This is a genomic window from Paraburkholderia sp. BCC1876, assembly GCF_902833695.1.
In the GTDB taxonomy this organism is placed as follows: Bacteria; Pseudomonadota; Gammaproteobacteria; order Burkholderiales; family Burkholderiaceae; genus Paraburkholderia.
In genome coordinates, this window is record NZ_CADFGI010000003.1 from 682,781 (window position 1) to 704,048 (window position 21,268).

General features: G+C 64.0%; 19 protein-coding genes, 1 pseudogene and 1 riboswitch. Of the genes and pseudogenes, 14 read left to right on the forward strand and 6 right to left on the reverse strand.

Going from position 1 to position 21,268, the window contains the following annotated elements:
• Positions 1 to 76 precede the first annotated feature (76 nt).
• Entirely contained in the window at positions 77 to 793 is a 717-nt protein-coding gene (locus HWY05_RS14850) for an MIP/aquaporin family protein (RefSeq protein WP_035548482.1), read from the forward strand.
• Between the two features lie 187 nt (positions 794 to 980).
• Positions 981 to 1,667 (forward strand): HAD family hydrolase, encoded by a 687-nt coding sequence (locus HWY05_RS14855; protein ID WP_035548485.1) that lies wholly within the window; start codon positions 981 to 983, stop codon positions 1,665 to 1,667.
• A 115-nt stretch (positions 1,668 to 1,782) separates the two neighbouring features.
• Here the strand turns inward: HWY05_RS14855 and ribB are convergent, their stop codons facing one another.
• From ribB to HWY05_RS14875, 4 genes and pseudogenes are all read right to left on the reverse strand, one after another.
• A complete protein-coding gene (gene ribB, locus HWY05_RS14860) occupies positions 1,783 to 2,502 on the reverse strand; it encodes a 3,4-dihydroxy-2-butanone-4-phosphate synthase (protein ID WP_176058806.1) in 720 nt (239 codons plus the stop codon).
• A 147-nt stretch (positions 2,503 to 2,649) separates the two neighbouring features.
• A riboswitch (FMN riboswitch) is annotated at positions 2,650 to 2,833 on the reverse strand.
• A gap of 232 nt (positions 2,834 to 3,065) precedes the next feature.
• Positions 3,066 to 3,719: pseudogene (locus HWY05_RS14865) on the reverse strand (XRE family transcriptional regulator); the annotation flags it as partial.
• 169 nt (positions 3,720 to 3,888) lie between these two features.
• Complete coding sequence (locus tag HWY05_RS14870; RefSeq protein WP_176058807.1) at positions 3,889 to 5,055, reverse strand: MFS transporter; 1,167 nt, start codon at positions 5,053 to 5,055, stop codon at positions 3,889 to 3,891.
• Positions 5,056 to 5,073: 18 nt separating this feature from the next.
• Positions 5,074 to 5,475, reverse strand: coding sequence for a VOC family protein (locus HWY05_RS14875; protein WP_176058808.1), 402 nt, complete (start codon positions 5,473 to 5,475; stop codon positions 5,074 to 5,076).
• 122 nt (positions 5,476 to 5,597) lie between these two features.
• Here HWY05_RS14875 and HWY05_RS14880 point away from each other — a divergent pair, with 122 nt between their 5' ends.
• From HWY05_RS14880 to lnt, 7 genes are all read left to right on the forward strand, one after another.
• Positions 5,598 to 6,581 (forward strand): LysR family transcriptional regulator, encoded by a 984-nt coding sequence (locus tag HWY05_RS14880; protein WP_176058809.1) that lies wholly within the window; start codon positions 5,598 to 5,600, stop codon positions 6,579 to 6,581.
• Positions 6,582 to 6,675: 94 nt separating this feature from the next.
• Positions 6,676 to 8,049: a tRNA (N6-isopentenyl adenosine(37)-C2)-methylthiotransferase MiaB gene (gene miaB / locus HWY05_RS14885; RefSeq protein ID WP_035548494.1), complete on the forward strand. Its 1,374-nt coding sequence runs from the start codon at positions 6,676 to 6,678 to the stop codon at positions 8,047 to 8,049.
• A 76-nt stretch (positions 8,050 to 8,125) separates the two neighbouring features.
• The gene (locus HWY05_RS14890; protein WP_176058810.1) at positions 8,126 to 9,208 is read left to right on the forward strand and encodes a PhoH family protein; all 1,083 of its coding nucleotides are present in this window, start codon (positions 8,126 to 8,128) and stop codon (positions 9,206 to 9,208) included.
• Positions 9,209 to 9,279: 71 nt separating this feature from the next.
• Positions 9,280 to 9,741 carry an rRNA maturation RNase YbeY gene (gene ybeY / locus HWY05_RS14895; protein WP_035548500.1) on the forward strand — a complete coding sequence of 154 codons (462 nt, stop codon included), beginning with the start codon at positions 9,280 to 9,282 and terminating at the stop codon, positions 9,739 to 9,741.
• Positions 9,742 to 9,772: 31 nt separating this feature from the next.
• Positions 9,773 to 10,483 carry a gamma-glutamylcyclotransferase gene (locus tag HWY05_RS14900; protein ID WP_176058811.1) on the forward strand — a complete coding sequence of 237 codons (711 nt, stop codon included), beginning with the start codon at positions 9,773 to 9,775 and terminating at the stop codon, positions 10,481 to 10,483.
• A gap of 278 nt (positions 10,484 to 10,761) precedes the next feature.
• Positions 10,762 to 11,655 (forward strand): transporter associated domain-containing protein, encoded by an 894-nt coding sequence (locus tag HWY05_RS14905; protein ID WP_035548505.1) that lies wholly within the window; start codon positions 10,762 to 10,764, stop codon positions 11,653 to 11,655.
• Between the two features lie 61 nt (positions 11,656 to 11,716).
• Positions 11,717 to 13,462, forward strand: coding sequence for an apolipoprotein N-acyltransferase (lnt, locus tag HWY05_RS14910; protein WP_035548508.1), 1,746 nt, complete (start codon positions 11,717 to 11,719; stop codon positions 13,460 to 13,462).
• A 127-nt stretch (positions 13,463 to 13,589) separates the two neighbouring features.
• Here lnt and HWY05_RS14915 read toward each other — a convergent pair whose 3' ends face one another.
• Entirely contained in the window at positions 13,590 to 14,348 is a 759-nt protein-coding gene (locus tag HWY05_RS14915; RefSeq protein ID WP_035548510.1) for a M48 family metallopeptidase, read from the reverse strand.
• 275 nt (positions 14,349 to 14,623) lie between these two features.
• Positions 14,624 to 15,238, reverse strand: coding sequence for a glutathione S-transferase C-terminal domain-containing protein (locus HWY05_RS14920; RefSeq protein WP_176058812.1), 615 nt, complete (start codon positions 15,236 to 15,238; stop codon positions 14,624 to 14,626).
• A 183-nt stretch (positions 15,239 to 15,421) separates the two neighbouring features.
• Here HWY05_RS14920 and HWY05_RS14925 point away from each other — a divergent pair, with 183 nt between their 5' ends.
• The 5 genes from HWY05_RS14925 (at position 15,422) to purH (ending at position 21,211) form a co-directional block, all read left to right on the forward strand.
• Positions 15,422 to 16,828 carry an aminopeptidase P N-terminal domain-containing protein gene (locus HWY05_RS14925; protein ID WP_176058813.1) on the forward strand — a complete coding sequence of 469 codons (1,407 nt, stop codon included), beginning with the start codon at positions 15,422 to 15,424 and terminating at the stop codon, positions 16,826 to 16,828.
• 6 nt (positions 16,829 to 16,834) lie between these two features.
• Positions 16,835 to 18,064, forward strand: a complete 1,230-nt coding sequence (locus tag HWY05_RS14930; RefSeq protein ID WP_035548518.1) for a UbiH/UbiF/VisC/COQ6 family ubiquinone biosynthesis hydroxylase — start codon at positions 16,835 to 16,837, stop codon at positions 18,062 to 18,064.
• Positions 18,065 to 18,294: 230 nt separating this feature from the next.
• Positions 18,295 to 19,359, forward strand: a complete 1,065-nt coding sequence (gene dusB, locus HWY05_RS14935; RefSeq protein WP_176058814.1) for a tRNA dihydrouridine synthase DusB — start codon at positions 18,295 to 18,297, stop codon at positions 19,357 to 19,359.
• Positions 19,356 to 19,589, forward strand: a complete 234-nt coding sequence (locus HWY05_RS14940) for a Fis family transcriptional regulator (RefSeq protein ID WP_006049915.1) — start codon at positions 19,356 to 19,358, stop codon at positions 19,587 to 19,589. The genes dusB and HWY05_RS14940 overlap by 4 nt, the downstream gene beginning before the upstream one ends.
• Positions 19,590 to 19,645: 56 nt before the next feature.
• The gene (gene purH / locus HWY05_RS14945) at positions 19,646 to 21,211 is read left to right on the forward strand and encodes a bifunctional phosphoribosylaminoimidazolecarboxamide formyltransferase/IMP cyclohydrolase (RefSeq protein ID WP_035548521.1); all 1,566 of its coding nucleotides are present in this window, start codon (positions 19,646 to 19,648) and stop codon (positions 21,209 to 21,211) included.
• Positions 21,212 to 21,268: the final 57 nt, after the last annotated feature.

Sequence of the window (21,268 nt, forward strand, 5' to 3'; positions counted from 1 at the left end):
CACCAGACAAACTTTCGACATAAAGAAGCCGCTTATCCAGCGGCTTCCCTAACAACTATATTTCGGATACCAAATCATGTCTCCTTACATTGCGGAATTCATCGGCACCGCGCTTCTGGTGCTGCTCGGCAACGGCGCGGTCGCCAACGTGCTGCTCGCGCGCACCAAGGGCAAGGGCGCGGACCTGATCGTGATCGTGATGGGCTGGGCGATGGCCGTGTTCATCGCGGTCTACGTCACCGCATCGTTCAGCGGCGCTCATTTGAACCCGGTCGTGACCATCAGCCTCGCGCTGGCCGGCAAATTCGCATGGGCCAAGGTGCCCGGCTACGTGGCCGCGCAAATGCTCGGCGGGATGGCAGGCGCGCTGCTCGTGTGGATCGCCTATCGTCAGCACTTCGAGAAGGAAGCCGATGCCGACGTGAAGCTCGGCGTGTTCTGCACCGCGCCGGCCATTCGCAGCGTGCCGCATAACCTGCTCACCGAAATGATCGCCACCTTCGTGCTGATTCTCGGCGTGCTGTATCTGGCGTCGCCGCAAGTCGGTCTGGGCGCGCTCGACGCGCTGCCGGTCGGCCTGCTGGTGCTCGGTATCGGCATCTCGCTCGGCGGCCCGACGGGTTACGCGATGAGCCCGGCGCGCGATCTGTCGCCGCGTCTGATGCACGCGCTGCTGCCGATTCCGGGCAAGCGCGGCAGTGACTGGAGCTATGCATGGATTCCGGTCTGCGGTCCGCTGCTGGGCGGCGCGGCGGCCACAGCGCTGTACATGTTCCTGCACACCATGCACTAAGCTCGCGACACAGCGGGCCCGAGCCGGGACGATGTACCTCCGAGGGCCGTCCCGGCCACAGCGGAACGCAGTGGCACGCAGCGGCGTCGCGCAGACGACGCCAAAGCACGTATCATGATGCTTTCAATCTGCGCGCACGGGCTTGCAACTGTCTTGCCAACGCGCGCTCCGCTTTCCGTTCCCAAGCATGATCGACCACCTCATCTGTGACTGCGACGGCGTACTCGTCGACAGCGAAATCATCGCCGACCGCGTGATGCTCGCCACGCTCAACGCGACCTTCCCCGGCCTCGACTTCGAACCCGTCGTCAAAACGGCTTTTGGCCAGCAGATGTCGCGCTTTCTCGAAGGCATCGAGAAGTCCTTCGACATTACGCTGCCCGCGAATTTCCTGAACACCGTCGAACACAACGTCGAGCTCGAACTCGCGGCGTCGCTCAGCCCGATCAACGGCGTACGCGAGGCCTTGCAGCGCGTCAGCTTGCCGGCGGCCGTCGTGTCGAACAGCCGCATGGCGCGCGTGCATGCGTCGGTGCGGCGCGCGGGTTTGCAGCAGATTTTCGGCGAGCGGATTTTCAGCGCCGAACAGGTGGCGCGACCCAAGCCTTATCCCGACGTGTATCTGTTCGCCGCGCAAACGCTGGGCGTGGAACCGTCGCGTTGTGTCGTGGTGGAGGACAGTGTCGCGGGTTTGAACGCCGCGCGCGCGGCGGGCATGAAGACGATCGCGTTCGTCGGCGCGAGCCATATTCCGGAAGGCTATGCAGACGCGCTGCGCAAGATGGGCATGACGCGCATCATGAAGCACATGGATGAATTGCCCGCGCTGGTGGAAGCCGGCGTGCGCGGCGAGTTCGGCGACCAGCAGTCGTAAGCGCCTGCGGTTGCCCAGAAAAAAGGCCGGCTCTCAATGAGAGCCGGCCTTTTTGCATTTCTACTGGCACTGGCGACGCACGCGCGATCAGGTCATCCTGCGCAGCGTCACCTCATCATGCCTCGTCAGCCACGCACTCGCGTGCCTGCGCCAGCGCCTGACGAAACTTCACCAGTTCCGCGATCGTCAGCATCGGCAGATTGTGTTGCGCGGCGAAGCGCTCCACCTCCGCGCCACGCGTCATCGTGCCGTCGGCGTTCATCAGTTCGCACAGCACGCCGGCCGGTTTCAGACCCGCGAGAACCGCCAGGTCCACCGTGCCTTCGGTATGGCCGCGACGCGCCAGCACGCCGCCGGGCATCGCTCGCAAGGGGAACACGTGACCTGGACGCACGATGTCGGCAGGTTTCGCGTTATCGGCGATCGCGGCACGAATCGTCGTCACGCGATCGAGCGCGGACACGCCGGTCGTCACACCGTCGCGCGCTTCGATCGATACCGTGAACGCTGTGCCGTGACGGCTTTCGTTGTTGACTGCCATGGGCGGCAATTCGAGCGCGCGAATCTTCTCGTCGGGCAGGCACAGGCAGACGATGCCGCTGCATTCGCGGATCAGCAACGCCATGGTTTCGACGGAAAGACGCTCGGCCGAGACGATCAGATCGGCCTCGTTCTCACGATCGTGGTCGTCTTGCAGGACCACGGCGCGGCCATCGCGCATGGCTTGCAACGCGGCGGCGATACGCGGCGGAACGGGTTCGGTGGCGAGCAACGGGAGATCGAGGAATGCGTCATCCGCAATCGTCGACGGAACAGGAAAAGTAGCAAAGGTCATGATTGAAACGCTCATCGCAAAAGTTGGGCGAAAAACGTTTCAGGGCATTGCAAACAGACAAAGACGCGCCGTTGAACGCCGCGCAAAGCGACGCTCGCGCACCGCTCAAAACTGCGAGCGGCGTCACGGAAACGAACATGACTATCTGCACATCTTCTTCCATCCGGACTATGACCGTCGGCTCTGGCTTCTCACCAGATCTGCTGACCCCGCTGCGATTTCTCCGACTCGAAAGACCGCGCGATGCGGGCGCTCGCGGGCTCGCCGGCTCACGCTTTCGCGCTGCCGGCATACCGCCGGTGGGGAATTTCGCCCCGCCCTGAAGACGCACTGATTTGCCGGAAACGACCGGCTGGCAAAGCATACAGCAGTCACGCCGGGTCTGCAGCGCAACCCCTACTGAACGGATGGAGAACGCCACGTAGTCGGTGTGGAGCGCGTCCGTTCTGAAACTACGGTCAAACTGGCGCGGCCTCGCGGACCGGTTCATGGGCGTCATGCGCTTCATGTGCGGTGTCGCGCGTGGCGGCGTGCGTCGTGGTTTCACGCACGGTCTCGTGCGACGCCGGCACGTCCCAACGCGGCGGCGTTTCAGCCTTCAACGTCACGCGAAATGCGCGCGCTTCGGTGTCGCCGGGATTGCGCAAGCTGTGCGGCTGGTCGGCGTCGAACACGATCGCGTCGCCCGTGGCGAGCAATTGACGCTGGTCGTGCACGCTGACTTCAAGCGTGCCTTCGCTGACCACGAGATTCACCGTGGTGCCCGGCGCGCGACGCGTGCCGGCTTCGGTATGCAACGCCGCGATACGCAACTCGTGAAACTCGGCGACGGTCGGCTCGGCATCCGGATAAAGCGGTCGCGCCGAATAGCGACCGTTGGCACTGACGAGCCGCGACGAGCGCTCGGCCGGCAAGTGTTCAAAACCGTTGGTCGCATGGCGTCGCAGAAACGCGGCGACCGATACTTTCAACGCGGCCGCGACCTTGCACAGCACTTTGATCGACGGCACGCTGCGCGCCGATTCGATCTGCGCGAGCATGGCGCGCGACACGCCGGAAGCGCGGGCCAACGCGTCGAGCGACAGTTGCCGCTCGGCGCGCAAACGGGCCAGATTCACGCCGACGAGATGTTCGAGTGCATCGAAAGGTTCGGCGGCACGCGGCGACGCTGCGGTATCAGCCGCGGGATCGCGAACCAGCGCAAGCGGGGAATGCATGATTGCCTCCAGGAGCGCCGCCGGACGGCGGGCAAGCAGTTAGTGGAAGCAAGATAGCATCGCGATTGGCCACGCCCAACGAAGTTATCTTCACACTGTTATCAGCATTGCGGAGGACGATTCTCGCAAAGCTTGTGCGAATTTTTCATATGCGCCGCCGCGCCAGTTTTTAAGCCCGCTGCGCCACCGCCGAACCCGGCGCATCCCTCCGCGCGGCAAACCACGTCAACAGCAACGCCACCACACTGACCGCAGCCGCGACCCACGGCAACGTATCCAGCGAATACCCGTGGTTGATCACCAACCCACCCAGCCACGCGCCGCCGGCATTGCCCACATTGAACGCGCCGATGTTCAACGTCGATGCCAGATTCGGCGCCGCGGCCGCCTTCTCGACCACCCGCATCTGCAACGGCGGCACCGTCGCGAACGCCGCGATACCCCACACGAAGATCGTGATCGCCGCCGCCACCTGCGAGTGACTGGTGCGCGCGAAAATCGCCATCACCACCGCGAGCGCAACCAGAATACCCATCAGCGAAGGCATCAGCGCGCGATCCGCGAGCTTGCCGCCCACCGTGTTGCCGATCGTGAGCCCCACACCGAACAGCACCAGAATCAACGTCACGCCGCGCGGCGAGAAACCGCTCACCTGCTCGAGAATCGGCGCGATATAAGTGAACACCACGAACACGCCGCCGAAGCCGAGCACGGTCATCGCGAGCGCGGTCCAGACCTGCGGGTCCTTCAGCACGCGCACTTCATGACCAAGACCGACCGGACCAGCGTCGTGACGATTCGGCACCAGCAGCGACACGCCTGCCAGCGACAGCACGCCGAACACGCTGACAATCCAGAACGCCGCGCGCCAGCCGAATTCCTGACCGACGAAAGTGCCGAACGGCACGCCGAGCACGTTCGCGAGCGTCAAGCCGGTGAACATCAGCGCGATCGCGCTGGCCCGCTTTTCAGCCGGCACCAGCGAGGCCGCCACCACCGCGCCGATCCCGAAGAACGAGCCATGCGCGAACGAGGTCACGACCCGCGCGATCATCAGCACGGAATAGCTGGACGCGATCGCGCACAGCGTATTGCCGACGATGAACACGCCCATCAGCAGTTGCAGCGCGAGCTTGCGCGGCATCTTGCTGGTGACGACCGCCAGCAGCGGCGCGCCGACCGCGACGCCGAGCGCATAGCCGCTCACCAGCAAACCCGCCGACGGAATCGAGACAGACAGATCGCGCGCGACGTCGGGCAGCAAGCCCATGATGACGAATTCGGTCGTACCGATCGCGAATGCGCTAATGGCTAGCGCGAGTAATGGAATGGGCATTTTTTAAGACTCCATGAATCAAGTTTGAGCGTGCTGCAGCGCCGTCACGAATTCGATGACGACGCCCGGCGCGAGCGCCACGAAGAGCTGCAGTTCGGCTGGTTGCGGTCCCATCTGCGGCACCTGCGCGCTTTGGTAATCCACGCCGGTGGCGTGCAGACGCCCGAGCAACGCCTGCCACTCGGCGGCGCTCTCCAGCCGGAACGCGATGTGGTCGATACGCGGCGCCGCTCGGCCGGTCACGGCGGGCACCGTCGCGTCGATCAGATGGATCACCGGCCGGCCGTCGTTCGCGTACAGCCAGTAACCATCGACCGAAAAAGGCGGACGCGCGCCGTCGACCAGGCCCACGACGTCGACGAAAAAACGTCGGGCAGTGTTGAGGTCGGCGGTGACGATCGTTGCGTGATCGAGTTGCATGGTGTGAACGCCTCAGCGCAAGGCATTAGGGTTTTCGAGGAGTGGATTGTCGGCGCTGAGCGACGGTTTGATAATTGGCGTAGCATTTGAAGCATTATCAAATTATTTTTGAAAGCCACGCGATGGATAACCTCGGTGACATCCGCCTCTTCGTCGAAGCGGCGCAGCAGGGCAGCCTGTCGGCGGCGGGCCGCAAGATGGGTTTGACGCCGGCCGCCGCCAGCGCACGCCTCGCCAAACTGGAAGCCGGGCTGAAAGCGCGCTTGTTCGAGCGCACCACCCGCCAGCTCCGGCTCACCGACGAAGGCCGCCTCTACCTGAACTGTTGCCGCCAGGCGCTGCAATCGCTCGACGACGCCGAAGCCGCGCTGCAAGCGGGCCAGGGCGTGGTGCGCGGCAAGGTGCGCATTTCGGCGACGTCGGATTTCGGCCGCAATCTGCTGATGCACTGGCTCGACGAGTTCAACGCGCTTTACCCGGAGGTGACGTTCGCGCTGACGCTGTCCGATTCGCTGTCGAATCTGGTGCAGGAAGACATCGATCTGGCGATCCGCTTCGGCGTGCCGCAAGACAGTTCGCTGGTGGCCCGTAAACTGGCGCCGAACCGGCGCGTGCTGTGCGCGTCGCCGGATTACATCGCGCGCAAGGGCGAACCGAAAGATCCGCTCGATCTGGCCCATTTCGACTGCATCGTGCTGGGCACCGCGACCGGCCTCGCGAACGAATGGCGCTTCACGCGCGGCGACGAAACGCAGCACTACACGGTGCCGTTCGAAACCGCCCGCGAGACCAACGACGGCGCCGTCGCCCGCGAATGGGCGCTGCGCGGCTACGGCATCGTGATCAAGTCGATGTGGGACGTGGAAGCGGATCTGCGCGCCGACGGCCTGAAAGTACTGCTGCCCGACTGGCGCTATCCCGACGCGCCGCTGCACGCGCTCTACCACCGCAACCGCTTCATGGCGCCGCGCGTGCGCGTGCTGCTGGATTTCCTGAGCGAGCGCTTCGCGCAGGTCTCAGGCGAACTGGAAAGCCTGCTGGGCTTGCCGCCGGAGCGGCCGGGCGGCAACGCGGGCGCGGAAAGCCCGGCCGTTGAAGGGCTATAATATTGAGTTACGCAGCGCCTTGCCTGCCTGTTCTGCCCCCACTCCACCTTTTAAAAGACGCCCCCAGGTTAACCACTGCGACCGGCGAAAATCGATGACCAAGAAAGTTTATGTAAAGACGTATGGCTGCCAGATGAACGAGTACGACTCCGACAAGATGGTCGACGTACTCGGCGCGGCTGAAGGCCTCGTCAAGACCGACACGCCGGAAGATGCCGACGTGATTCTGTTCAACACCTGCTCGGTGCGCGAAAAAGCGCAGGAGAAAGTCTTCTCCGAACTCGGCCGCGTGCGCGAGTTGAAGGAAGCGAACCCGAATCTGATCATCGGCGTGGGCGGTTGCGTGGCAAGCCAGGAAGGCGCCTCGATCGTGGCGCGCGCCCCTTACGTGGATCTGGTGTTCGGTCCGCAAACGCTGCACCGTCTGCCGCAAATGATCGACAAGCGCCGTGAAACTGGCCGCGCACAAGTCGACATCTCGTTCCCGGAAATCGAAAAGTTCGATCACCTGCCGCCGGCGCGCGTCGACGGTCCGAGCGCGTTCGTGTCGATCATGGAAGGCTGCAGCAAGTACTGCAGCTACTGCGTCGTGCCGTACACGCGCGGCGAAGAAGTGTCGCGTCCGCTCGACGACGTGCTGACCGAAATCGCCGGCCTCGCCGACCAGGGCGTGCGTGAAGTCACGCTGCTCGGCCAGAACGTCAACGCGTACCGTGCCGGCATCACGCTCGGCTCGACCGAAATCGCCGACTTCGCGCAACTGATCGAATACGTCGCCGATATTCCGGGCATCGAACGGATTCGCTACACCACGTCGCATCCGAAGGAATTCACGCAGCGCCTGATCGACACCTACGCGAAGGTGCCGAAGCTCGTCAGCCATTTGCATCTGCCGGTGCAGCACGGCTCCGACCGCGTTCTGATGGCGATGAAGCGCGGCTACACGGTGCTCGAATACAAATCGGTGATCCGCAAGCTGCGCGCGATCCGCCCTGACCTGTCGCTGTCCACCGACATGATCGTCGGCTTCCCCGGCGAGACCGAAGAAGACTTCGACAAGATGATGGCGCTCGTGCACGAGATGCAATACGACACCAGCTTCACGTTCATCTACAGCCCGCGTCCCGGCACGCCCGCCGCGAATCTGCACGACGACACGCCGCGCGAAGTGAAGCTCAAGCGCCTGCAACATCTGCAGGCTACGATCGAAGAAAACGTGCAGCGCATCAGCGATTCGATGGTCGGCAAGATCGAGCGCATTCTGGTCGAACGCCCGGCGCGCAAGGACCCGAACGAACTCGCGGGCCGCACCGAAAACAACCGGGTGGTGAATTTTCCGGCGCCGGTTGCGTCGCACGCGCGACTGATCGGCCAGATGGTGGACGTGAAAATCGTCCATGCGTACCCCCATTCGCTACGTGGCGAACTGGTGCTGGTGCATGACGACGCGCCCGCCACGACCCACTGAGCGACAGTAAATAACCCGCTGCGCGAACCGCGCCGCCCACTCCGCGTATCGAAACCGACAGGATCGAACCACCGCCTTGAAGACCACTCAGCAGCAACTGGAATTCACCGCACCGCGCGACGACAACGCGCGGCTCGCCAACCTCTGCGGACCGCTCGACGAAAACCTGCGGCAGATCGAGCAGGCGCTCGACGTCACGCTGCAACGCCGGGGCCACCGCATCACGATTCGCGGACGTGGCGCGAAACTCGCGCTTACCGCGCTTGAAAACTTCTACGAGAAGGCGCGCGCGCCGCTGTCGATCGACGACATCCAGCTCGCGCTCATCGAGGTGCGGCATCCGGCGCGGCATCGGCCGAACGGCAACGGTAGCGGCACGAACGGCGACGAAGCGGGCGATCCGCGTTTCCCGGGCAATCCCGACCATCCGTTCGACCAGCCCGCAGACGGCGCCGAAGACGACCTCGAAGCGCTCGGCCCGAAGCTGTACACGCGGCGCGCGGATCTGCGCGGCCGCACGCCGGCGCAGCGCGAGTATCTGAAGCAGATCATCGCCCACGACGTCACCTTCGGCATCGGTCCGGCCGGCACCGGCAAGACCTACCTCGCGGTGGCCTGCGCGGTGGACGCGCTCGAACGCGATCAGGTCAAACGCATCGTGCTGACGCGGCCGGCCGTGGAAGCGGGCGAGCGTCTGGGCTTCCTGCCGGGCGATCTGGCGCAGAAGGTCGACCCGTATCTGCGGCCGTTGTACGACGCGCTGTACGACCTGCTCGGCTTCGACAAAACCGCCAAGATGTTCGAGCGGCAGATGATCGAAATCGCGCCGCTCGCGTACATGCGCGGCCGTACGCTGAACCACGCGTTCATCATCCTCGACGAGGCGCAGAACACCACGCCCGAACAGATGAAGATGTTCCTCACGCGGATCGGCTTCGGCTCGAAGGCCGTGGTGACCGGCGACACGACCCAGGTCGATTTGCCGCGCGGCCACAAGAGCGGGCTGAACGAAGCGCAACAGGTGCTGTCGGATGTGCGCGGCATCGCAATGACGCGCTTTACCAGCGCGGACGTGGTGCGGCATCCGCTGGTCGCGCGGATTGTGGAGGCGTACGATGCGCATTCGCAGAAAACTGCCGGTCCGGCGGATTCGCGTTGATTCGCGCTGAACTGCATTGTTCTGAGTTGTTCTTTTATGCCGCTGCAAAAACCGCAATACATCCAATCAGCATGAGCCGCGCCCCGAAACTGACGTTGAATCTGCAATTCCCCGCCGCCAAGACCTGGCCGGAACACAAGGCGCTGCTGCCACGCGCCACGGTGGCCGGCTGGATCAAGGCGGCGCTGTTCGCGGACGGCGAGCTGACGGTGCGCTTTGTCGACGCCGAAGAAGGCCGCACGCTGAACCGCAGCTATCGCGGCAAGGATTACTCGACCAATGTGTTGACCTTCGCCTATGCCGAAACGGAAGACGATCCGGTCACGGGCGACCTGATCCTGTGCTGTCCGGTGGTGGAAAAAGAAGCCGCCGAACAGGGCAAGCCGCTGCTCGCGCACTACGCACATCTGCTGGTACACGGCACGCTGCACGCGCAGGGTTACGACCACGAAGTCGAAGAAGAAGCCGAGGAAATGGAAGCGATCGAAACCGAGATTCTCGGCAAGCTCGGCTTTCCGGATCCTTACCTGTAGCCACCCCATTTAATCTCGCCGAAAGCACGCCGTGAGTACCTCATCCCCTGAAGCCGCGACCCGCACACCCTGCCCGGATTACCCGCCGGCGCTCGGCGAATCGAGGCTGCTGACGGACGAGGAATTGCGCGCGTCGCTCGAATGCACACTGCGCGACTGGGACCGGAAGAGCGATCTATGGCTGTTCGGCTATGGCTCGCTGATCTGGAATCCCGGCCTGCCCACTGCCGAAGCCAGCCGCTCGAAAGTGCACGGCTATCACCGCGGACTGTATTTGTGGTCGCGCGTGAATCGCGGCACGCCCGAGCAACCGGGCCTCGTGCTCGCGCTCGATCGCGGCGGCTCGTGCACCGGCATCGCGTTTCGCGTCGCGGCTGACGGCGCGATGCCGCATCTGGAAGCCTTGTGGCGCCGCGAAATGGCCATGGGCTCGTACCGCCCGGCGTGGCTGCCGTGCGTACTCGCCGACGGCCGGCGCGTCGACGCGCTGGCGTTCGTGATGCGCCGCGACGTGGCGAGCTACACCGGCAAACTGCGCGACGACGTCGTCAAGACCGTGTTCGGCTGCGCGTGCGGCCGCTACGGCACCACGCTCGATTACGTCAGCCGCACTGTCGACGCATTGCGCGAAAGCGGCATGCCGGATCGCGCGCTCGAAGCGCTGCTGGAACGCTGCCGCGAAGAAAGCCGCGAAGCCGGCCTCGATGCCGATCGCCCGGACAGCGCCGGCCGGCGGGCGTAGTCAGCGCCAGTGCCCTGCCGCACATCATCTAATCCGCTAGCAACGGCCGCCATGGCGTCGCGCATGTCGGCCATCACGTGTACTTTTTTGCTTCAAAACGCCGTTGTTCGCGTAATCAGTTAGGATTGACCCACTCGCGCCCTTGCGGCGCAGTGCGTTTACCGCGCCTCACCCCTGCTTCACTCTTCGCCCGGCCCGGCGGGACACGGTCCTGCCATGTGCCTGGTGTATCCTTAATGCTCTGCAACAGCGCGCCCAGACTCGCCGGGCGCACTACCATGAACGACACGTATCCCAGTCGACGCCAACTCGACAAACCGCAAGAAAAGCGCTCACTCCTCGAGCGTTTTACCGACTTCATCTCGCCCGAGCCCGACTCGCGCGCAGAACTTCTGGAAATCCTGCAGGACGCGCACGAGCGCAACCTGATCGACGCCGACTCGCTGTCGATGATCGAAGGGGTCTTCCAGGTCTCCGAGCTTAGCGCCCGCGACATCATGGTGCCGCGCGCTCAAATGGACGCGATCAACATCGCGGACAGTCCCGCCGAATTCATCCCCTACGTGCTGGAAAAGGCGCACTCGCGCTATCCGGTGTTCGAGGGCAATCGCGACAACATCATCGGCGTGCTGCTGGCGAAAGACCTGCTGCGCTATTACGCCGAAGAAGAGTTCGACGTGCGCGGCATGCTGCGCCCCGCCGTGTTCATTCCCGAATCGAAGCGCCTGAACGTGCTGCTGCACGACTTCCGCGTGAATCGCAATCACCTCGCGGTGGTGGTCGACGAATACGGCGGCGTGGCCGGCCTGATCACGATCGAAGACGTGCTGGAACAGATCGTCGGCGATATCGAAGACGAATATGACTTCGACGAGGAAAGCGGCAACATCATCGCGTCGCCGGACGGACGTTTCCGCGTGCGTGCGCTGACCGAGATCGAGCAGTTCAACGAAGCCTTCGGCACGGATTACCCGGACGACGAAGTCGATACGATCGGCGGACTCGTCACGCATCATTTCGGCCGCGTGCCGCATCGCGGCGAGAAGGTTCGCCTCGACGATCTGATCTTCGAGATTCTGCGCGGCGACGCCCGCCAGATCCACATGCTGCTGGTGCGCCGCGATCCGCTGGCCGGCCAGCGCGAGCGCGAAGCGCAGCACGTGCAGACCTGAGCTTGGCCCTCACGGGCTCGCTTTCTTCGCTTCCTCAACACCTCACGCCGACCGCGCAACAATGGCCGACCCGATAACTTCCCGTTCGCGCCGCGGCGTGAGCGCTTCTGCCGCTCAAGACGTCCGCGGCCGCGCGCTGCCCCGCTGGCATTACCTCGTTGCCGTCGTCGCCGGCGCAGCCAATACGCTTTCATTCGCGCCGACGCCGCATGGCGGCTGGCTCGAACTCGCGATCTTCGCGTTTTACTTCGCGTGGCTCACGCGCAGCACCGGCTGGAAAAGCGCGGCCCTCACGGGCGGCGCGTTCGGCTTCGGCAACTTCGTCAGCGGCGTGTGGTGGCTGTATGTCAGCATGCATTTCTACGGCGGCATGAGCGCGCCGCTCGCTGGCGCGGCGGTCGTGCTGTTTTCGTTGTATCTGGCGATTTATCCGGCATTCGCCGCTGCGCTGTGGTCGTTCTGCGCCGGTCATGCGCGCAACGGCGCCGCGGATGACCGCACGCCGTTCTCGCCGACCTGGCATGGCGCGCTGGCGTTCGCGAGCGCGTGGGCGATCGGCGAATGGCTGCGCGGCACGGTGTTCACCGGCTTTCCGTGGCTCGCGAGCGGTTATGCGCAAGTGGATGGCCCGTTCGCCGGCTTTGCACCGGTGGCGGGTGTGTATGGCGTGGGCTGGGTACTAGCGCTGGTGGCCGCACTGATCGTGCAGGCGCTGATGCAATTGACGGCTTTGCGCCAGGCGAGCGGGAGCGCTGCCGGTGGTGTCGGCGATGTCGGCGGCAATAACCGGAACACCGCTGACGGCGGCCAACCAAACGGCAAACCCGGCGGCGTCCGCGCCGCCCTGCCCGGCGTCATCGCGCTGGCGCTGATCGCGGCCGGTCTGCTGCTGCCGCTCGCGCAATGGACGGTCCCCGCCAACGCGCCACTGACCGTGCGTCTCCTGCAAGGCAACGTCAAACAGGAGATGAAGTTCGAAGAATCCGGCATGCGCGCCGCGATCGACATGTATCAGCAAATGATCACGTCGAAGCCCGCCGATCTGATCGTCACGCCGGAAACGGCGATTCCGGTTTTCATCCAGCAATTGCCAGCGCCGTTCGCGTCGGCAGTGCGCCGTTTTTCGGACTCGACCGGCAGCGCCATCCTGTTCGGCGCACTCGGCGGCACGGTCACGCCGGAAGGCCAGTTGACCGACTATACGAACAGCCTGTTCGGCGTCACGCCCGGTTCCCGCGACGTGTACCGCTACGACAAACACCACCTCGTGCCGTTCGGCGAGTTCGTGCCGTGGGGCTTCCGCTGGTTCGTCAATCTGATGAACATTCCGCTCGGCGATTTCTTCCGCGGCGCGCCAGTGCAGAAGCCGTTCATGGTGCACAACCAGCCGGTCTCGGTCGACATCTGCTACGAAGACATCTTCGGTGAAGAGATTGCCCGCAGCATTCGCGAAAGCGACACGCCGGCCGGCGTGCTGGTGAACTCGACCAACCTTGCCTGGTTCGGCGACACGATCGCGCTGGACCAGCATCTGCAGATCGCGCGCATGCGTTCGCTGGAAACCGGCCGGCCGATGCTGCGCGCCACCAACACCGGCATGACCGCCGCGATCGATGCGAACGGCAAAGTGCTCGGCCGCCTCAAGCCGTTCACGATCGGCTCGCTCGACGTGACGGTGCAAGGCACGTCCGGCAGCACGCCGTATGTGACGAGCGGCAATAACACGGTGCTGGCGGTGTCGTTGCTGCTGCTGGCATTTGGATTTGCATTTGGGCCGGGCATTACCCGACGCCGTAAAACGTCCTAAAACGCCTTACCCGGCGATGATGTTTTAAGCCATGCGATTAGATTGATCGCCGCACAAAACATAACGCCCGGAAACAAAAACGCGCGCTGCTGGCATTCCAGAGCGCGCGTTTTTCATTCATGGGCTGTTACTGATTCGAAGCAATCCGCTGCTGAATATGTTGCGCGCGCTCCGGCGACGACGGATGCGAGCTGAACATGCTCGATTGACCGCCATCCAGTTGCGCGAGCTTGTTGAATGCCGTCACCAGTCCCGACGGATCCAGTTTCTTCTTTTTCTGCAAATCGAACGAATAATCGTCGGCGGCGCTTTCCTGGGTTTGCGAGAATTGCGCGTTAATCAGCTTCTCGGAGAAGTCGCCCAGTTGCGAGCCGGACAGCGATCCCGCCAGGCCACCCGCCGAGCTCGCCGCGCCGCGCACCGCCGACGTCGCATAAGCAACCTGCATCGCCTTCTTCGTGTGACCGAGCGCCACGTGACCCATTTCGTGGCCGACCACGCCGCGCACTTCGTTGTCGTTCATCATGTCCATCAAGCCGCTGTAGACGCGCACGCAACCGTTGGCCATGGCCCATGCGTTGACATCTTTGGTCATGTACACCTTGTAGTTGACCGGCGTGCCGTTGATGTTGTCGCCCAGTTGCGTGGCGATCTTGTTCAGGCGCTTCTGGTACTTGCTGTTCGCGGCGGCGATCTTGTTTTCGCCGTCCAGTTGCGCGCAGGACTTGTCGGTCAACGCGCGCACGTCGGCGTCGCTCAGCGTGGCGGCCTGGGTGGCCATCTGGCCGGACTTGATCAACGCGGACGGATCGACAGTGCCGACATTCGAGCAGGCCGCAAACCATGCGCAGGCGGAAGCGGCAATGACAAAGCGATAAGGTTTCATGGTGGAAGTCTCTGTGCGAAGTTGTTTGATTTGAGCGGCGCGTTCTCTCATACGGCGCCTATTCGCAATGGCTGCAATTCATCGGCCAATTCACCGAATATGTTGATTGCATAAACCACATAAGCCATTGCGCCACGCGACAGACAAAAAAAATGCGCCTGACGGGCAGGCGCATTTTTACCACAAACGTAAGCTTTAATTCATTATTCTGGAAGCTTGATTGACAGCATTTTGCAATACTCAAACTTCCCAGCCAGCGTGACTCAATTCGCGACTCAATTCGCCGGCACCGTGTCGATAAACGACTGCCGCAGCGAGAGCTTCTGGAAATGCTTATCCAGATTCGGATACGGTTCGCGCCAGTTCAACTCGGGCATGCGGAAATCCAGATAACCCAAAGCGCATCCCACGGCGATATCGGCGAGCGTGTAGTGATTGCCCGCGCACCACGTCTTGCTGCCCAGACCCTGCGACATCGCGATCAGCGCTTCGTCGATCTTACGTTGCTGGCGCGCGACCCACGCGTCCACGCGCAACTCCGGCGCGCGCTGCGTGCTTTCGAGGCGAATCAGCACCGCCGCGTCGAGAATACCGTCGGCGAGCGCTTCCCAGCAGCGCACTTCCACGCGTTCACGGCCGGACTGCGGAATCAGCTTGCCGACCGGCGACAGCGTATCCACGTATTCGCAGATCACCCGCGAGTCGAACACCGCTTCGCCGTCTTCCATCACGAGGCACGGCACTTTGCCGAGCGGATTGAAGGTGTGAATCGTGGTGTCGGGCGCCCAGACGTTCTCGGGCACCAGTTCGTAGTCGATCTTCTTGTCGGCCAGCACGATCCGCGCTTTACGCACATACGGGCTACCGAGCGAACCGATGAGTTTCATCATTACCATCTGCCTTTGTCTGAATCCGGCGAAAGTATAAGTGCTTGGCGGCCTTCGCGAGTGTACCGGCGCCTCTTCGCAAGCCGCATGCAGACTCGCTGTGGATGGATTGCAACAGCGGCACGGCGACGCTGCGACCAGTATCCGCGCAAAATAAGTCCGTGCATTGGGCGCTACAATCGCACGATGAACCAGCCGACCGAACCCACCCTCGCCATCGACGTCTACCGAACGCGCCGCGAGCGCGTCCTCGCCGCGCTGCGCGCGACGGGCGGCGGCGTCGCCATCGTCCCCACCGCACCGGAAGCGCTGCGCAACCGCGACGCCGATTATCCGTACCGGCACGACAGCTATTTCTACTACCTGACCGGCTTCACCGAACCGGAGGCGCTGCTGGTGCTCGACGCCAGCGCCGCGTCCGGCGAACCGGCGTCGGTCCTGTTCTGCCGCGAGAAGAACGTCGAGCGCGAAACGTGGGAAGGCTTCCGCTTCGGTCCCGAGGGTGCGCGCACGGCGTTCGGTTTCGACGCCGCGTTCGCAATCGGCGACGTCGACGTGCAACTGCCGCGGCTGCTCGCCGACAAGCCGTCGCTGCACTACGCGCTCGGCAGCTCGGCGCAACTGGACGAACAGGTGCGCGGCTGGCTCGACACGGTGCGCGCGCAAGGCCGCAGCGGCGTCGCAACACCCACCGCCGCCGGCGATCTGATCCCGCTGCTCGACGAGATGCGGCTCGTCAAAGACGACCACGAACTCGCCGTCATGCGCCGCGCCGGGCAGATTTCGGCGCAGGCGCATCGCCGCGCGATGGCCGCGTGCCATCCGGGCATCCGCGAATACGAACTCGAAGCCGAACTGCTCTACACGTTCCGCAAATTCGGCGCACAGGCGCCGGCTTATACGTCGATCGTCGCAGCGGGCGCCAATGCCTGCGTGCTGCACTACCCGGCCGGCAACGCCGTGGCGCAAGACGGCGATCTGATCCTGATCGACGCGGCCTGCGAACTCGACGGCTACGCGTCCGACATCACCCGCACCTTCCCCGCCAGCGGCCGCTTCACGCCGGCGCAGCGCGAGCTGTATGACATCGTGCTGGCCGCGCAGCAGGCCGCCGTCGACGCCACCCGCGCCGGCGCCACTTTCGACGATCCGCATCAGGCGGCCGTGCGCGTGCTGTCGCAGGGCTTGCTCGACACCGGCATCATCGACCGCGCGAATTTCGCTTCGGTCGACGACGTGATCGCCGAGCGCGCCTACGCGCCCTTCTATATGCACCGCACCGGCCACTGGCTCGGCATGGACGTGCACGACGTTGGCGACTACCGCGAACGCGGCGCGGCGCGCGACGAAGCGGGCGTGTTGCCGTGGCGCACCTTGCAGGCGTCGATGACGCTGACCATCGAGCCCGGCCTGTACATCCGCCCGACAGAGGGCGTGCCCGAGCGCTACTGGAATATCGGCATCCGTATCGAGGACGACGCGATCGTCACGCCGACCGGCTGCGAGCTGATCACGCGCGACGTGCCGGTCGCCGCCGACGAGATCGAGGCGCTGATGCAGGAAGCCCGCGCGGCCCACGAAACAAGGAAGTAATCCGCAATGAACGATGTTTCCCCGTCGACGGTGATTCTGAAGCCCGCCTCGGCCGCTCATCCGTACGACTTTGACGTGACGATCGTCGGCGCCGGACCGGTCGGGCTGGCGCTGGCCGGCTGGCTGGCGCGCCGCAGCGCGACCCAGGCGCTGAAGATCGCGCTGGTCGACGCGCGCGAGCCGGAGGATTCGATCGCCGATCCGCGCGCAATCGCCGTCTCGCACGGCAGCCGGATGATTCTGGAGCCGCTGCGCTGGCCCGCCGACGCCACCGCGATCCAGCGCATTCACGTGTCGCAGCGCGGACACTTCGGCCGCACGCTGATCGATCATGCCGAGCACGGCTTGCCGGCGCTGGGGTATGTGCTGCGTTACGGGTCGATCGTGCATGGTCTCGCCGAAGCGGTGCATGCGAGCCCGGTGCACTGGTTCCGCTCGACCTCGGCCGCCGCGCCGACCCAGGAGCATGACGGCGTGACGCTGCCGATCGAAACGGCGGGTGTCGCGCGGTCGTTGCGCACGCGGATTCTGGTAAATGCCGAAGGCGGGTTGTTCGGCGATCAGAAGGCCGGCAAACGAACCGGCGAGGACAGTGCTTCGCGCGATTACGGACAAACCGCGCTGGTCGGCACGGTGACTGTCTCCTCGCCGCAACCGCATGTGGCCTGGGAACGCTTCACGTCGCAAGGTCCGATCGCCTTGCTGCCCATGGGCGGCGTGCGCGGCGCCGACTACGCGCTGGTCTGGTGCTGCGCGCCGGAAGAAGCCGCACGCCGCGCGCAACTCTCCGACGCGGACTTTTTGCGCGAACTCGGCGCGGCCTTCGGCGACCGCATGGGCCGCTTCACGCAGATCAAAGGCCGCGCGTCGTTCCCGTTGGGCCTCAACGCGGTCGAGACGCTCGTTCAGGGCCGCGTCGTCGCGATCGGCAACGCGGCGCAAACCCTGCACCCGGTGGCCGGCCAGGGGCTGAACCTCGGTCTGCGCGACGCGCACTCGCTTGCCGACGCGTTGTCCGCGGAAGGCCCCACGCCGCTCGCGCTCGCCACCTTCGCCCAACGCCGCGCGCTCGACCGGCGCCTCACGATCGGCGCGACCGACACGCTCGCGCGCCTGTTCACCGTCGACTTCGCCCCACTCGCGATCGTGCGCGGTCTCGCGCTCACCGCGCTCGAATTCGTGCCGCCGGTGAAAACCGCGCTGGCGCGTCAAATGATGTTCGGACAGCGTCGCTAGACGCGCCGCCCGCTCGCGCCGCGCGGTCTTTTTACGCGGCGCGGCGCGCACCGTCTGTGAGATGCCGGTTCTATGAATCGGACCACTTTCATAGAAGATTTAATGGGTTACGACACACGCATGTCGGGTGCCGGCTATCTGTTAACGCTAAAATGGTGGTTTTCTCTCGCATTTCGCGAACGCTCCGATTGACAGAATTTGCGCAATCGGCCGCGCCGCGCGTCCACGCTATGCCCACTCTCGGCTCCCACAATCTGCGTAATAACCTGTTCGTCGCTCCCATGGCGGGCGTGACCGACCGGCCGTTCCGGCAACTGTGCAAACGGCTGGGCGCGGGCTATGCGGTGTCGGAAATGGTCGCCTCGAACGCGCAGCTGTGGAAAAGCGAGAAGACCATGCGCCGCGCCAACCATACCGGCGAGGTCGAGCCGATCTCCGTGCAGATCGCCGGCGCCGATCCGCTCATGATGGCCGAAGCCGCGCGCCACAACGTCGCGAACGGCGCGCAGATCATTGACATCAACATGGGCTGTCCGGCCAAGAAGGTCTGCAATGTCGCGGCCGGCTCGGCGCTGTTGCAAAACGAACCGCTAGTGCAGCGCATCGTCGAGGCGGTGGTCGGCGCGGTGGGCATCGGGCCCGACGCGGTGCCCGTCACGCTGAAAATCCGCACCGGCTGGAATCGCGACAACAAGAATGCGCTGAGCGTCGCGCATCTGGCCGAAAACGCCGGCATTGCCATGCTGACCGTGCACGGCCGCACCCGCGCCGATCTCTATCACGGCGACGCCGAATACGAGACCATCGCCGCCGTCAAAGCCGCCGTGCGCATTCCGGTGGTCGCGAACGGCGACATTACGTCGCCGCACAAGGCGCGCGAAGTGCTCGCCGCCACCGGCGCCGACGCGATCATGATCGGCCGCGCCGCGCAGGGGCGTCCGTGGCTGTTTCGCGAGATCGAACATTTTCTGAAAACGGGCGAGTTGCTGCCGCCGCCGCGCATCGACGAAATCCAGCAGGTGATGAACGAGCATCTCGAAGATCACTACGCGTTCTACGGGGAATTTACCGGCGTGCGCACTGCGCGTAAGCACATCGGCTGGTACACTCGCGGCCTTTCTGGCGCCAACGTGTTCCGGCATCGCATGAATACGCTGGACACCACGCGCGAACAACTCCTCGCCGTCAACGAGTTCTTCGACGCACAAAAGGCGATCTCCGACCGCCTTGTCTATGTCGACGAAACGCTCAACGAGAACGGCGAGCCGGACCCAACCGACCGACTAGCAGCATGAGCAAGAACAATATCGAACAATCTGTCCGCGACAGCCTGGGGATATATTTCCAGGATCTCGACGGCTCCAATCCGCACGACGTCTACGACATGGTTATTTCGTGCGTAGAAAAACCCTTGCTCGAAGTGGTGCTCGAGCAGGCCGGCGGCAATCAGTCGCTGGCCGCCGAGTATCTCGGCATTAACCGCAATACGCTGCGCAAGAAGCTGCAACAGCACGGTTTGTTGTAGTTCGTTGTAGTTTTCTCGCGCCCTGCCACGTTTCCCTTCGGCTTTTCGTCTTCATCATGATCAAGCAAGCGCTCATCTCCGTTTCCGACAAGTCCGGCATCGTCGACTTCGCCAAGTCGCTGTCCGACCTCGGCGTCAAGCTCCTGTCGACCGGCGGCACCGCGAAACTGCTCGCGGACGCAGGTCTGCCCGTCACCGAAGTCGCCGATTACACGGGCTTCCCGGAAATGCTCGATGGGCGCGTGAAAACGTTGCATCCGAAGGTACACGGCGGCATTCTGGCGCGCCGCGATCTGCCGGAACACATGGCAGCGCTCGAAAAGCACGACATTCCGACCATTGACCTGCTGGTCGTGAATCTGTACCCGTTCGTGCAGACCGTGTCGAAAGAAGAGTGCTCGCTGGAAGACGCGATCGAGAACATCGACATTGGCGGCCCGACCATGCTGCGTTCGGCGGCGAAGAATCACCGCGATGTGACGGTGGTGGTCGATCCGACCGATTACGCGGTCGTGCTCGACGAAATGCGCGCGAACAGCAACGCGGTGTCGTACAAGACGAATTTCCGCCTCGCCACCAAGGTATTCGCGCACACGGCGCAGTACGACGGCGCGATCACGAACTACCTGACCAGCCTGACCGACGAATTGCAACACGCGTCGCGCAACACGTACCCCGCTACGTTCAACCTGGCCTTCGACAAGGTGCAGGACCTGCGCTACGGCGAAAACCCGCACCAGAGCGCGGCGTTCTACCGCGATCTGTCGGTGCCGGCCGGCGCGTTGGCGAACTACAGCCAGTTGCAGGGTAAGGAACTGTCGTACAACAACATCGCGGATTCCGACGCAGCGTGGGAATGCGTGAAGACTTTCGACGTGCCGGCCTGCGTGATCGTCAAGCACGCGAACCCGTGCGGCGTGGCGATCGGCGCGGACGCGCACGAAGCGTATGCGAAGGCGCTGCAGACCGATCCGACGTCGGCGTTCGGCGGCATCATCGCGTTCAACCGCGAAGTGGATGAAGCGGCGGCGCAAGCGGTGGCCAAGCAGTTCGTCGAAGTGCTGATCGCGCCGTCGTTCAGCACGGCAGCGCGCCAGGTGTTCACGGCGAAGCAGAACGTGCGTCTGCTGGAAATCGCTTTGGGCGACGGCCACAACGCGTTCGATCTGAAGCGCGTGGGCGGCGGTCTGCTGGTGCAATCGCTCGACTCGAAGAACGTGCAGCCGCACGAATTGCGCGTGGTCACGAAGCGTCACCCGACGCCGAAGGAAATGGACGACCTGCTGTTCGCATGGCGCGTGGCGAAGTACGTGAAGTCGAACGCGATCGTGTTCTGCGGCAACGGCATGACGCTGGGCGTCGGCGCCGGCCAGATGAGCCGCGTGGACTCGGCGCGTATCGCCAGCATCAAGGCGCAGAACGCCGGTTTGACGCTGACGGGTTCGGCGGTGGCATCGGACGCGTTCTTCCCGTTCCGCGACGGTCTGGATGTGGTGGTGGCGGCAGGCGCGACCTGCGTGATTCAACCGGGCGGCTCGATGCGCGATGACGAAGTGGTCGGCGCGGCGGATGAGCACAACATCGCGATGGTGTTGACCGGTGTGCGTCACTTCCGGCATTGATTTTTTGGCCGGTCTGACGGTGGCGGCGGCGGCCTGGTAGGCTCGTGGTAAGGCAGC

Coding starts and splice junctions, on each gene's coding strand:
- HWY05_RS14850 (WP_035548482.1), top strand. CDS start 77: ATGTCTCCTTACATTGCGGAATTCATCGGCACCGCGCTTCTGGTGCTG.
- HWY05_RS14855 (WP_035548485.1), top strand. CDS start 981: ATGATCGACCACCTCATCTGTGACTGCGACGGCGTACTCGTCGACAGC.
- ribB (WP_176058806.1), bottom strand. CDS start 2,502: ATGACCTTTGCTACTTTTCCTGTTCCGTCGACGATTGCGGATGACGCA.
- HWY05_RS14870 (WP_176058807.1), bottom strand. CDS start 5,055: ATGCCCATTCCATTACTCGCGCTAGCCATTAGCGCATTCGCGATCGGT.
- HWY05_RS14875 (WP_176058808.1), bottom strand. CDS start 5,475: ATGCAACTCGATCACGCAACGATCGTCACCGCCGACCTCAACACTGCC.
- HWY05_RS14880 (WP_176058809.1), top strand. CDS start 5,598: ATGGATAACCTCGGTGACATCCGCCTCTTCGTCGAAGCGGCGCAGCAG.
- miaB (WP_035548494.1), top strand. CDS start 6,676: ATGACCAAGAAAGTTTATGTAAAGACGTATGGCTGCCAGATGAACGAG.
- ybeY (WP_035548500.1), top strand. CDS start 9,280: ATGAGCCGCGCCCCGAAACTGACGTTGAATCTGCAATTCCCCGCCGCC.
- HWY05_RS14905 (WP_035548505.1), top strand. CDS start 10,762: ATGAACGACACGTATCCCAGTCGACGCCAACTCGACAAACCGCAAGAA.
- lnt (WP_035548508.1), top strand. CDS start 11,717: ATGGCCGACCCGATAACTTCCCGTTCGCGCCGCGGCGTGAGCGCTTCT.
- HWY05_RS14915 (WP_035548510.1), bottom strand. CDS start 14,348: ATGAAACCTTATCGCTTTGTCATTGCCGCTTCCGCCTGCGCATGGTTT.
- HWY05_RS14920 (WP_176058812.1), bottom strand. CDS start 15,238: ATGATGAAACTCATCGGTTCGCTCGGTAGCCCGTATGTGCGTAAAGCG.
- HWY05_RS14925 (WP_176058813.1), top strand. CDS start 15,422: ATGAACCAGCCGACCGAACCCACCCTCGCCATCGACGTCTACCGAACG.
- HWY05_RS14930 (WP_035548518.1), top strand. CDS start 16,835: ATGAACGATGTTTCCCCGTCGACGGTGATTCTGAAGCCCGCCTCGGCC.
- dusB (WP_176058814.1), top strand. CDS start 18,295: ATGCCCACTCTCGGCTCCCACAATCTGCGTAATAACCTGTTCGTCGCT.
- HWY05_RS14940 (WP_006049915.1), top strand. CDS start 19,356: ATGAGCAAGAACAATATCGAACAATCTGTCCGCGACAGCCTGGGGATA.
- purH (WP_035548521.1), top strand. CDS start 19,646: ATGATCAAGCAAGCGCTCATCTCCGTTTCCGACAAGTCCGGCATCGTC.